The organism is Streptomyces sp. NPDC002104, from assembly GCF_053593795.1.
The window spans coordinates 1-11,439 of the sequence record NZ_JBSFDF010000100.1; the positions used below are offsets into that span (position 1 = coordinate 1).

Annotated in this window: 12 protein-coding genes and 1 pseudogene; 9 read left to right on the forward strand and 4 right to left on the reverse strand. The window is 71.1% G+C overall.

Annotated features, from left to right (window positions below):
• Positions 1 to 213: 213 nt before the first annotated feature.
• Positions 214 to 930, reverse strand: a complete 717-nt coding sequence (gene ndgR, locus ACWCP2_RS37660; RefSeq protein ID WP_112450208.1) for an IclR family transcriptional regulator NdgR — start codon at positions 928 to 930, stop codon at positions 214 to 216.
• A gap of 184 nt (positions 931 to 1,114) precedes the next feature.
• Here ndgR and leuC point away from each other — a divergent pair, with 184 nt between their 5' ends.
• The 4 genes from leuC (at position 1,115) to ACWCP2_RS37680 (ending at position 4,329) form a co-directional block, all read left to right on the forward strand.
• Positions 1,115 to 2,539, forward strand: a complete 1,425-nt coding sequence (gene leuC, locus ACWCP2_RS37665) for a 3-isopropylmalate dehydratase large subunit (RefSeq protein ID WP_450913044.1) — start codon at positions 1,115 to 1,117, stop codon at positions 2,537 to 2,539.
• 5 nt (positions 2,540 to 2,544) lie between these two features.
• Positions 2,545 to 3,138, forward strand: coding sequence for a 3-isopropylmalate dehydratase small subunit (leuD, locus tag ACWCP2_RS37670; RefSeq protein WP_254385742.1), 594 nt, complete (start codon positions 2,545 to 2,547; stop codon positions 3,136 to 3,138).
• Between the two features lie 137 nt (positions 3,139 to 3,275).
• The gene (locus ACWCP2_RS37675; protein WP_450913045.1) at positions 3,276 to 3,503 is read left to right on the forward strand and encodes an SCO5555 family protein; all 228 of its coding nucleotides are present in this window, start codon (positions 3,276 to 3,278) and stop codon (positions 3,501 to 3,503) included.
• Positions 3,504 to 3,648: 145 nt separating this feature from the next.
• The gene (locus tag ACWCP2_RS37680; RefSeq protein WP_450913046.1) at positions 3,649 to 4,329 is read left to right on the forward strand and encodes an HU family DNA-binding protein; all 681 of its coding nucleotides are present in this window, start codon (positions 3,649 to 3,651) and stop codon (positions 4,327 to 4,329) included.
• Between the two features lie 285 nt (positions 4,330 to 4,614).
• Here the strand turns inward: ACWCP2_RS37680 and cofC are convergent.
• Positions 4,615 to 5,277 (reverse strand): annotated as a pseudogene (gene cofC / locus ACWCP2_RS37685) (2-phospho-L-lactate guanylyltransferase); the annotation flags it as partial.
• 176 nt (positions 5,278 to 5,453) lie between these two features.
• Here cofC and ACWCP2_RS37690 point away from each other — a divergent pair.
• The 3 genes from ACWCP2_RS37690 to ACWCP2_RS37700 are packed head-to-tail and all read left to right on the forward strand — an operon-like array spanning position 5,454 to position 8,410.
• The gene (locus ACWCP2_RS37690) at positions 5,454 to 6,206 is read left to right on the forward strand and encodes a lysophospholipid acyltransferase family protein (RefSeq protein ID WP_450913047.1); all 753 of its coding nucleotides are present in this window, start codon (positions 5,454 to 5,456) and stop codon (positions 6,204 to 6,206) included.
• Entirely contained in the window at positions 6,203 to 7,213 is a 1,011-nt protein-coding gene (locus ACWCP2_RS37695) for an NAD(P)H-dependent glycerol-3-phosphate dehydrogenase (protein WP_450913048.1), read from the forward strand. The genes ACWCP2_RS37690 and ACWCP2_RS37695 overlap by 4 nt, the downstream gene beginning before the upstream one ends.
• Before the next feature lie 39 nt (positions 7,214 to 7,252).
• Positions 7,253 to 8,410, forward strand: coding sequence for a D-alanine--D-alanine ligase family protein (locus ACWCP2_RS37700; protein WP_450913049.1), 1,158 nt, complete (start codon positions 7,253 to 7,255; stop codon positions 8,408 to 8,410).
• Positions 8,411 to 8,507: 97 nt separating this feature from the next.
• On the opposite strand, the gene ACWCP2_RS37705 is transcribed toward ACWCP2_RS37700, so the two are convergent.
• On the reverse strand, positions 8,508 to 9,002 hold the full coding sequence (locus ACWCP2_RS37705) for a DUF3515 domain-containing protein (protein WP_450913052.1): 495 nt from the start codon (positions 9,000 to 9,002) through the stop codon (positions 8,508 to 8,510).
• A 23-nt stretch (positions 9,003 to 9,025) separates the two neighbouring features.
• Entirely contained in the window at positions 9,026 to 9,259 is a 234-nt protein-coding gene (locus ACWCP2_RS37710) for an Lrp/AsnC ligand binding domain-containing protein (RefSeq protein WP_214947835.1), read from the reverse strand.
• Positions 9,260 to 9,504: 245 nt separating this feature from the next.
• On the opposite strand from ACWCP2_RS37710, the gene ACWCP2_RS37715 reads away from it, so the two are divergent.
• Positions 9,505 to 10,488, forward strand: a complete 984-nt coding sequence (locus ACWCP2_RS37715; protein ID WP_450913050.1) for a thiamine-phosphate kinase — start codon at positions 9,505 to 9,507, stop codon at positions 10,486 to 10,488.
• On the forward strand, positions 10,485 to 11,315 hold the full coding sequence (gene thiD / locus ACWCP2_RS37720) for a bifunctional hydroxymethylpyrimidine kinase/phosphomethylpyrimidine kinase (RefSeq protein WP_450913051.1): 831 nt from the start codon (positions 10,485 to 10,487) through the stop codon (positions 11,313 to 11,315). The genes ACWCP2_RS37715 and thiD overlap by 4 nt, the downstream gene beginning before the upstream one ends.
• Positions 11,316 to 11,439 lie beyond the last annotated feature (124 nt).

Here is an 11,439-nt window from a genome sequence, read left to right on the forward strand (position 1 = left end):
TAGCACGCCGCCCTCTCAAGGCGGTAGCGCCGGTTCGAATCCGGTCGGGGGTACGCACAGAAGAGGCCCTCCGCGTTCATCGCGGAGGGCCTCTTCGCCGTTTCCGGACGGGGCGGCCGCCGGGCCGAGAAGTACGGGCCCGGCGGCGCGTGTGTGGACGTGTGCGGCGTCTCACGCGCCCCCGGGCCCGGGGGAGTCAGGTGGGGGGAAGGGTCAGCTGGAGCGGCGCAGGGCCTCGGTCAGACGGGCGGCCGCGTCGATGACGGCCTGGGCGTGCATGCGCCCCGGGTGACGGGTCAGGCGCTCGATCGGCCCGGAGACCGATACGGAGGCCACCACGCGGTTCGAGGGGCCGCGCACCGGCGCCGAGACGGAGGCCACGCCGGGCTCCCGCTCACCGATCGACTGCGCCCAGCCGCGGCGCCGTACGCCCGACAGGGCCGTCGCCGTGAAGCGCGCGCCCTGCAGGCCGCGGTGGAGCCGCTCGGGCTCCTCCCAGGCCATCAGGATCTGCGCGGCCGAGCCGGCCTTCATCGGGAGCGTGGAGCCCACCGGGACGGTGTCCCGCAGGCCCGACAGCCGCTCCGCGGCCGCCACGCAGATGCGCATGTCGCCCTGACGCCGGTAGAGCTGCGCGCTCTCGCCCGTAACGTCCCGGAGGTGGGTGAGCACCGGTCCGGCCGTGGCCAGCAGGCGGTCCTCGCCGGCCGCGGCGGCGAGCTCCGCCAGCCGCGGTCCGAGGATGAACCGGCCCTGCATGTCCCTCGCCACCATCCGGTGGTGTTCCAAAGCCACGGCAAGGCGATGTGCCGTGGGTCGTGCGAGCCCTGTCGCCGCGACCAGCCCGGCGAGGGTGGCCGGACCGGACTCCAGTGCGCTCAATACCAGAGCTGCCTTGTCGAGAACGCCGACGCCGCTAGAGTTGTCCATGAAACGATATTCGCGTCTCACACTGTGAAACGCAAGTTCAATTTTTCCAAGAACCAGCGAGTCTGTATGTGCGGGTCCACGAACCACTGGGTCCGAGCCGTCGTCCGGGACGTGGGGTACGGGCGATCAGGCGCACGAGATCTCTATCAAGCGCCGGCACAACCGGCCGGCCGGAGGGAAAGCGATGGGTAGGACACTCGCGGAGAAGGTCTGGGACGACCATGTCGTCCGGCGCGCCGAAGGCGAGCCCGACCTTCTCTTCATCGATCTGCACCTGCTGCACGAGGTGACCAGCCCGCAGGCCTTCGAAGGGCTGCGCCAGGCCGGCCGCAAGGTCCGGCGCCTCGACCTCACCATCGCGACCGAGGACCACAACACCCCCACCATCGACATCGACAAGCCGATCGCGGACCCGGTCTCCCGGGCCCAGCTGGAGACGCTGCGGTCGAACTGCGCCGAGTTCGGCGTACGCCTGCACTCGCTGGGCGACGTCGAGCAGGGTGTCGTCCACGTCGTGGGACCGCAGCTGGGTCTGACCCAGCCGGGCACCACGGTGGTCTGCGGTGACTCGCACACCTCCACGCACGGCGCCTTCGGCGCGCTGGCGTTCGGCATCGGCACCAGCCAGGTCGAGCACGTGCTGGCGACGCAGACGCTGCCGCTGGCCCGCCCCAAGACGATGGCGATCACCGTCACCGGCGCGCTGGCCGACGGCGTCACCGCCAAGGACCTGATCCTGGCGATCATCACCAAGATCGGCACCGGCGGCGGCCAGGGCTACATCCTGGAGTACCGCGGCGAGGCCATCGAGCAGCTCTCGATGGAAGCCCGCATGACCATCTGCAACATGTCGATCGAGGCCGGCGCCCGCGCGGGCATGATCGCCCCCGACCAGACCACCTTCGACTACCTCGAAGGCCGCGACCACGCCCCCGTGGGCGAGGACTGGGACGCGGCGGTCGCGTACTGGAAGACCCTGCGCACCGACGACGACGCCGTCTTCGACGCCGAGGTGGTCATCGACGGCACCACGCTGGCGCCGTTCGTCACCTGGGGCACCAACCCCGGCCAGGGCGCGCCCCTGTCGGCCAACGTCCCCGACCCTGCTTCGTACGAGGACGCTTCGGAGCGCAACGCCGCCGAAAAGGCCCTGGAGTACATGGGGTTGACCGCCGGACAGCCGCTGCGCGACATCAAGGTCGACACCGTCTTCGTAGGTTCCTGCACCAACGGCCGCATCGAGGACCTGCGCGCCGTCGCCGGGATCATCGAGGGCCGCAAAGTCGCCGACGGCGTGCGGATGCTGGTCGTCCCGGGCTCGGTCCGCGTCGCCCTGCAGGCCGTGGAAGAGGGCCTGGACAAGGTCTTCAAGGAGGCCGGCGCCGAATGGCGGCACGCGGGCTGCTCGATGTGCCTGGGCATGAACCCCGACCAACTGGCGCCCGGTGAGCGCTCCGCGTCCACCTCCAACCGCAACTTCGAGGGCCGGCAGGGCAAGGGCGGGCGCACCCACCTGGTGTCCCCGCAGGTGGCCGCCGCCACCGCGGTGCTGGGCCACCTGGCCTCGCCCGCCGACCTGTCCGAAGCCCCCGCGCCCGCAGGAGTCTGAGAACGATGGAAGCCTTCACCACCCACACCGGCCGGGCCGTCCCGCTGCGCCGCAGCAACGTCGACACCGACCAGATCATCCCGGCCCACTGGCTGAAGAAGATCACCCGCGACGGTTTCGAGGACGGGCTCTTCGAGGCCTGGCGCAAGGACCCGGAGTTCGTCACCAACCGCCCCGAGCGCGCCGGCGCGACCGTCCTGGTCGCCGGTCCCGACTTCGGCACCGGTTCCTCGCGCGAGCACGCCGTCTGGGCCCTGCAGAACTTCGGCTTCAAGACGGTCATCTCCTCCCGCTTCGCCGACATCTTCCGCGGCAACTCGCTGAAGAACGGTCTGCTGACCGTGGTCCTGCCGCAGGAGACCGTCGAGCAGCTGTGGAAGCTGACCGAGGCCGACCCCACCGCCGAGATCACGGTCGACCTGGTCGACCGCCAGGTCCGAGCCGAAGGCGTCGTAGCGGAGTTCGAACTCGACGACAACGCCCGCTGGCGGCTGCTGGAGGGTCTGGACGACATCTCTCTCACCCTTCAGAACGAAGCCGACATCGCCACCTACGAAAGCGTCCGGCCGGCCTTCAAGCCGCGCACGATTCAGGCGTGATTCCAGCCTGAGCAGCGCTTATTCGCCTTAGGGTGATCACATAGGCAACACTGTGCCCCCTGCCATCCGGCAGGGGGCACAGTCGTGTGTTGAGGCCCCGTGAGGCGACAACTCGCCCCAGATGGCACAATCTGTGCATGGAAGGCGACAGTCAACTTGAGCTCTACGGACTTGTCGCCGACCGATTGAAAGAAGCACACACAAGGGTGCGCTCACTGCAAGTCCCGGAGGGCGTAAGGATGGCGCTGACCCGGAAGCTGTTGGTCGTCACGGCCGCGGCGAAGCACGATCTCGCCGATGCGGCAGTGCGCCTGGACAGGTTGATGAAGGACCTCGACGAGGGTCGATTCCCTGAAGGCGACTGATGCGAAGGAACTCCGTAACGGCCTACAACGTTGCGGCACTAGGGTGATAAGCCCGTTTCGTGTTTGATTTGCGGTATATATCCGCCTAACGTGCGAAATAAGCTTGAACACATTCGTTCTGGCGAAGTCTCCGAAGGGGAAGACGTTGAACAAGGCGCAGCTCGTAGAAGCGATTGCCGACAAGCTGGGCGGCCGTCAGCAGGCCGCGGACGCCGTCGACGCGGTACTGGACGCCATCGTCCGCGCGACCGTCGGTGGCGACCGTGTCTCGGTCACGGGCTTCGGCTCGTTCGAGAAGGTCGACCGCCCGGCCCGCTACGCCCGCAACCCCCAGACGGGTGAGCGCGTCCGGGTCAAGAAGACCTCTGTTCCCCGCTTCCGTGCGGGCCAGGGCTTCAAGGACCTGGTCAGCGGTACCAAGAAGCTGCCCAAGGGCGGCGAGGTCTCGGTCAAGAAGGCGCCCAAGGGCAGCCTCACCGGTGGCGCTTCGGCGACGGTCAAGAAGGCCGCCGCGAAGAAGGCCGCACCCGCCAAGAAGGCGGCTGCCGCGGCCAAGACCACGGTCGCGAAGAAGACCACGGCCAAGAAGGTCACCGCCACCGCCAAGAAGACGGCCACCAAGACCGCCGTGGCGAAGAAGGCCGCCCCCGCGGCCAAGAAGGCCACGGTCAAGAAGGCCGCGGCGACGGCGAAGAAGACCACCGCCACCGCGAAGAAGACCGCCCCGGCTGCCAAGAAGGCCACCGCGGCGACGAAGGCGCCCGCCAAGAAGACGGCGACGCGCAAGGCCACCGCGAAGAAGACCACCGCCCGCAAGACCAAGTAGGGCAACGAGTCACACACGCCGGGCCGGTTTCCCCACCGTGGGGAAACCGGCCCGCGGTGCGTGCGCGTGGATCCGGGGTCAGAAGGTCTGCAGCGTGACCAGGGTGATCCGCAGGCCCGCGCCCTCGCCGTCCGTCTCGATGCGGACCCGCTGCCCGGGACGCAGCAGCCGCAGGCCGCCCGCGTCGAACGCCGGGGCCTCGAAGGGCACCGGGGTGCCGTCGTCCAGCAGCACGCTGCCGCTGCGGGTCTGGGTGTCGTACGTGTACGCGGTCGCCTGCATACGGGCACTGTATCGGGCCGTATGGCGCCCCACGCCGAGGGCCAGGGCCGTCCGCAGATCCGCCCCCGTGTCCACGTCCCGGCGGACGCTCTCGACTCCGGCGAGGGCCATTTCCACCGCGCCCGAAGCCGAATGCCGGGCCCGCGAGGAGCCGCCGAACGAGGGCGCCAATTCCACGTCCGGAGCAGCGGAAAGCAAGGTCGTCCCGATTCCCGCCGCATCCGCCAGAAATGCCCGGGGAAATACCGAAGCGGTTTCGAGCACGCGTAGCAATTCGGGTGGCCGCAGTGCCGGCAGATCCGCGTTCATGGCCGCCACCGCCGCCCCCGGCCTGCCCGCCCGTATCTCCCGCGCCCCGTGGTCCAGCGCCGCGTTGAGCCCGGCCGCGGGGGAGTCCGGAACGATCCGGGCCCCCAGCCGCGCCAGTTCCGGGCCCGCCACCGGATCGTCCGTGACGACCACCACATCGGCGACCGCGGCGCAGGCCAGCGCCCCCGCGACGGTGTCCATCGCGAACGCCAGGGCGAGCCCGGGCCGGGACGCCCCGACGGCCGCCGCGAGGCGGCTCTTGGCCACCGCGAGCGGTTTCAGCGGGACGACCAGACTCCAGACGGCGTTCGTGACGGACCCCTTCCCTCCGGCACGCTCGCGCGCCGCTCGGACCATGTACGGGTCATGACCAGGTCATGCGGAGCCCCATTGTCACCTCATGCCGGGCGACCCGGGGCCCTGTCCGGGTGTCCGGGGCGTACGGTGTTCTCGACAGAGACCGGACCCGGGGCCACACTTGTCCGTCCCCGGGGTGCCCAAGCCGCGCACCGGTCCTAGAGGAAGGTGTCCGAGTGTCCCGCCGCAGAATCGGCTTCTGGTACCGCCTTGCGGCGGCCATCGCGAAACCGCCGCTGGTAGTGCTCTTCAGGCGGGACTGGCGGGGAATGGAACACATTCCGGCCGAGGGCGGATTTATCACCGCCGTCAATCACAACTCGTATCTGGACCCGCTGTCCTACGCGCACTTCCAGTACAACACCGGCCGGGTGCCCCGATTGCTCGGCAAGGCGGCCCTCTTCGACGTCCCCATTGTCGGGGCGATCCTGCGCGGCTCCGGCCAGATCCCCGTCTACCGGGAGTCCACCAACGCCCTGGACGCATTCCGGGCCGCCGTGGACGCGATCCAGCGCGGCGAATGCGTGGCCTTTTACCCGGAAGGCACCCTGACCCGGGACCCCGACATGTGGCCGATGGCCGGCAAGACCGGCGCCGCCCGCGTCGCGCTGATGACCAGGGCCCCCGTCATTCCGGTGGCCCAGTGGGGCGCGAATCTCGCGATGCCGCCCTACGCCAAGGAGAACAAGGTCAGCCTGTTCCCGCGCAAAACCCTCCAGGTCCTCGCCGGACCGCCCGTGGACCTCTCCGCGTACTACGACCGGGAACCCACCCCGGACGTGCTCAGGGAGGCCACCGAAGTCATCATGGCGGCCATCACCGGGCTGCTGGAGGAACTGCGGGGCGAGAGTGCGCCCCCGCAGCCGTACGACCATCGCAAGGCCAGGGCGCAGCAGCGGCGCAAGGCCGCAGGGGAGGGCAACAAGTGACAGGTCCCGTGAAGGCAGCCGTATTCGGAACCGGCTCCTGGGGCACGGCCTTCGCCATGGTCCTCGCCGACGCCGGCTGCGAGGTGGTCCTGTGGGGCCGCCGCCAGGAGCTCGTCGACGCCATCAACAGCGGCCGGACCAACCCGGACTACTTCCCCGACGTCGAACTCCCCGCGAACATCCGCGCCACCACCGACCCGGCCGAGGCCGCGGCCGGCGCCGACTTCACGGTCCTCGCCGTGCCCTCGCAGACCCTGCGCGGCAACCTCGCCGCCTGGGCCCCGCTGCTGGCCCCCGAGACCGTCCTCGTCTCCCTGATGAAGGGCGTCGAACTGGGCACCGCCAAGCGGATGAGCGAGGTCATCGAAGAGGTGGCCAAGGTCCCCGCCGAGCGCATCGCGATCGTCACCGGCCCCAACCTGGCCGCCGAGATCGCCGCCCGGCAGCCCGCCGCCTCCGTGGTCGCCTGCGTGGACGAGGCCGCCGCCCAGCGGCTCCAGGCCGCCTGCCACACCCCGTACTTCCGCCCGTACACGAGCACCGACGTCATCGGCTGCGAGCTGGGCGGCGCCGTCAAGAACGTCATCGGCCTCGCCGTCGGCATCGCGGACGGCATGGGCCTCGGCGACAACACCAAGGGCTCGCTCATCACCCGCGGCCTCGCCGAAGCCACCCGCCTGGGCCTGGCGATGGGCGCCGACCCGCTGACCTTCTCCGGCCTCGCGGGCCTCGGCGACCTCGTCGCCACCTGCTCCTCGCCGCTCTCCCGGAACCACACCTTCGGCACCAACCTCGGCCGGGGGATGACCCTGGAGGAGACCATCGCGGTCACCAAGCAGACCGCCGAGGGAGTCAAGTCCTGCCAGTCCGTGGCCGATCTGGCCCGCCGCCACGGAGTGGACATGCCGATCACCGACACGGTCGTCGACATCGTCCACCACGGCAAGCCCACCCTGGTCGCGCTGAAGGAACTCATGGGACGCAGCGCCAAACCGGAACGGCGCTGACTGCTTTCCGGACGCATGAGCGGGTACTCTCGTGGCGATATGAGCAGCGAGAACCTCCCCCAGACCCCTGAGCAGCAGGGCCGCAAGCCCCGCGTGGCCGTCGTGTTCGGCGGCCGCAGCTCGGAACACGCCATCTCGGTCGTCACCGCGGGCGCCGTCCTGCGTTCCATCGACCGCTCCAAGTACGAGGTGCTGCCCATCGGCATCACCACGGACGGCCGGTGGGCGCTGACCGCCGACGAGCCCGCCCGGATGGCCATCTCCGGCGGTGAGCTCCCCAACGTGGGGCAGCTCGCCGAGTCCGAGGACGGCGCCGTCGTGCTCTCCGTCGACCCGGCCAGCCGCGAGGTCGTCTACACCGAGCCGGGCGCCGTCCCCAAGGCGCTGGGCGAGGTCGACGTGGTCTTCCCCGTCCTGCACGGCCCGTACGGCGAGGACGGCACCCTCCAGGGCCTCCTGGAGCTCTCCGGCATCCCGTACGTCGGCTCGGGCGTCCTCGCCTCGGCCGTCGGCCAGGACAAGGACTACATGAAGCGGGTCTTCACGTCCTTCGGGCTGCGCGTCGGCCCGTACGTGACCATCCGCCCCCGCGAGTGGGAGAACGACCGCGAGGGCGCCCTGCGGCGCATCGCCGACTTCGCCGGCGAGCACGGCTGGCCGCTGTTCATCAAGCCCGCCCGCGCCGGCTCCTCGATCGGCATCACCAAGGTCGACGAGCCCTCCGGGCTGGACGCCGCGATCCGCGAGGCCCGCCGCCACGACCCGAAGATCATCGTGGAGGCGCTGCTGCGCGGCCGCGAGATCGAGTGCGGGGTCCTGGAGTTCGAGGACGGTCCGCGCGCGAGCGTGCCCGCCGAGATCCCGCCGGTCTCCAGCCACGACTTCTACGACTTCGAGGCGAAGTACATCGACTCCGCCTCCGGACTCGTGCCCGCCCCGCTCACCCCGGAGCAGACCGCCGAGGTCCAGAAGCTCGCGATCGAGGCCTTCGACGCCGCGTCCTGCGAGGGCCTGGTGCGCGCCGACTTCTTCCTGACCGAAGACGGCACCTTCGTCATCAACGAGATCAACACCATGCCGGGCTTCACGCCGATCTCCATGTACCCGCGCATGTGGCAGGAGTCGGGCATCGAGTACCCGGAGCTGGTGGACCGCCTGATCCAGGCCGCCCTGCGCCGCTCCACCGGACTGCGCTAGGCGGGTCCTCCCGTACACGAAGGACCGCCCGCCGCCCCCGGAGAGGGGGCCGGCGGGCGGTCCTTGTGAGCGGGGCCGGTGAGCGGCGCGGCACCCCCTAGTAGGAGGAGACGCCCACCGGTACGGTCTTGGCGATCGCCGCGGACAGGCCCACCAGCATCCCCGCATCCGTGGCATGCTCCTTGTCGACCCGGACCTCCGTGTACGCCAGCCGACTCCCGGTGGTGAACCGGAAACCGCCGTCGTCCAGCTTCTCCAGGAGCCAGCCGACACCGTTCACGTCGACGCCGTCCGCGTTCTCGTCCAGCATCTTCGCGGGCCGGGGGATGCCGCACCGCAGTACGATCGCCGAGCCACCCCACGCGGCGGTCAGGTCCGACTCCGGCAGCGCCGGGGTCCGGGCCAGCGAGGCCACCGTCCCGGGGAGCTCTTTGTGCAGCGCCGCACAGAGACCCGCGACATCCCCGGGCGGAGCGGACGGCGGATCCACCCGTGCCCCGGACCCACCCGGGGAACAGCCCGCGAGGGCCGCCGAGGCGGCCAGCGCGGTCAGTGCGGCGAGCAGAGAGAAGGGCCGGCGGTGTCGTGACATCACCGGCCAAGAGTAGACGGGGGCTACAGATGGACGACCGGGCAGGTCAGGGTGCGGGTGATCCCCTCCACCTGCTGGACCTTGGCCACGACCATGCGGCCGAGCTCGTCCACGGTGTCGGCCTGGGCGCGCACGATCACGTCGTAGGGACCGGTCACGTCCTCGGCCTGGATCACCCCCGCGATCTGCGCGATGGACTCGGCGACGAACGACGCCTTGCCCACCTCGGTCTGGATGAGGATGTACGCCTGTACCACGGAACCTCCAGGGCGGCCACGAGGATCATTTCCCCTACCCTTCGGGTGGGCCCGGGGATGACGGGTGGGCCCGGGGAAGAAGGGACGCCACGGTACCGCGTCGCCGAGCGCCGCGGGGAGACCCGCGGGTCCGGCGGCGCGCAGAGCGGGGCGTACGGAGAGCAGAAGTTGACGTATCTGTTGACGGTACCCAGAGCTGTGACGGCTCGCGACCGCAAGCGGACTGGGCAAGAAGGGGCACAGCGATGAAGGGCACTGTGGGCGAGCTGGGGGAGTTCGGGCTCATTCGGGAGCTCACCTCACGGCTCACCACCACCCCGGCGGTCCGGGTCGGCCCGGGCGACGACGCCGCGGTGGTGTCGGCCCCCGACCGGCGGGTCGTGGCGAGCACGGACATCCTGCTGGAGGGCAGGCACTTCCGGCGCGACTGGTCCACGGCCTACGACGTCGGCCGCAAGGCCGCCGCGCAGAACCTCGCCGACATCGCCGCCATGGGCGCGGTGCCGACCGCGCTGCTGCTCGGCCTCGTCGTCCCGGCCGAGCTGCCGGCCACCTGGCCCACCGAACTGATGGACGGCATCCGCGACGAATGCCAGGTCGCCGGAGCCGCCGTGGTCGGCGGCGACGTGGTCCGCGGCGACGTCATCACCGTGGCCATCACCGCGCTCGGCGACCTGCGCAACCACGAACCGGTGCTGCGCTCCGGCGCCCAGCCCGGCGACGTCGTGGCCGTGACCGGCTGGCTCGGCTGGTCCGCGGCCGGCTTCGCGGTGCTCTCGCGGGGCTTCCGCTCGCCGCGCGCCTTCGTCGAGGCCCACCGCCGCCCCGAGCCGCCGTACCACGCGGGCCCCGCGGCCGCCGGACTCGGCGCCACCGCCATGACCGACGTCAGCGACGGCCTGATCGCCGACCTCGGGCACATCGCCGAGGCCAGCAAGGTACGGATCGACCTGCGCTCGGCGGCCGTCGACATCCCGACGCAGATGCACGACATCGGGCAGGCCGTCGGCGTGGACCCGCTCCAGTGGGTCCTCACCGGGGGAGAGGACCACGCGATCGTGGCCACCTTCCCGCCGGACGTGAAGCTCCCCGCCCGCTGGAAGGTCATCGGCGAGGTCCAGAACCGCTCCGCGCTGCCCCAGGTCACCGTCGACGGCGCCCCCTGGGCCTCCACCGGCGGCTGGGACCACTTCGGCGGCGACGCGGCCGCGGAGGACACCCCGCGATGAGCGGACCCCGCATACCCGGCACCCCCGGCGCGCACCCGCCGCTGTGCCTGACCGTCGCCGGATCCGATTCCGGCGGCGGCGCGGGCATCCAGGCCGACCTCAAGACGATGCTGGCGCTCGGGGTCCACGGGATGAGCGTGCTGACGGCTGTGACCGCGCAGAACTCGCTCGGCGTCCAAGGGGTCTGGGAACTGCCCGCGGAAGCCGTGAAGGGCCAGTACAGGGCCGTGGTGGACGACATCGGCGTCCAGGCCGTGAAGACGGGAATGCTGTCCTCCGCCGCCCTCGTGGAGACCGTCGCCGAGCTGCTCGCCGCGACCGCCGCCCCGGCCGTCGTGGACCCGGTCGGCGTCTCCAAGCACGGGGACGCGCTCCTGGCCGCCACCGCGCTGGACGCCGTACGGGGAGAGCTGCTGCCCCGGGCCACCGTCGCCACGCCCAACCTGGACGAGGTGACCCAGCTCACCGGGGTCGTCGTGGAGAGCGAGGACGACATGCGCCGGGCCGCCGACGCGGTCCTCGCGTACGGGCCAGCGTGGGCGCTGATCAAGGGCGGCCACCTCGCCGCCCACGGCGGCGAGGCCGTCGACCTCCTGACGGACGGCGCCGACGAACGCTGGCTCCGGGCCCCCCGCCACGACAACCGGCACACCCACGGCACCGGCTGCACCCTCGCCAGCGCGATCGCGGCGGGCCTGGCCAAGGGCCGTACCGTCCCGGAGGCCGTCACCGACGCCAAGGAGTACGTCACCGGCGCCATCGCCGCCGGGTTCGCCCTGGGCGCGGGCATCGGACCGGTGGACCACGCCTGGCAGTGGCGCCGCTGAACCGTCCGCACCGGAACGCCTGTAGGGCCTGCTCCCTCCCGTCATGCACGGGAGCCGGATGCCCTTGGGGAGGGCGCGGATGGCGTCGGCCGGCAGGATCCGTTCCTGCCGCATGGAGACCGAT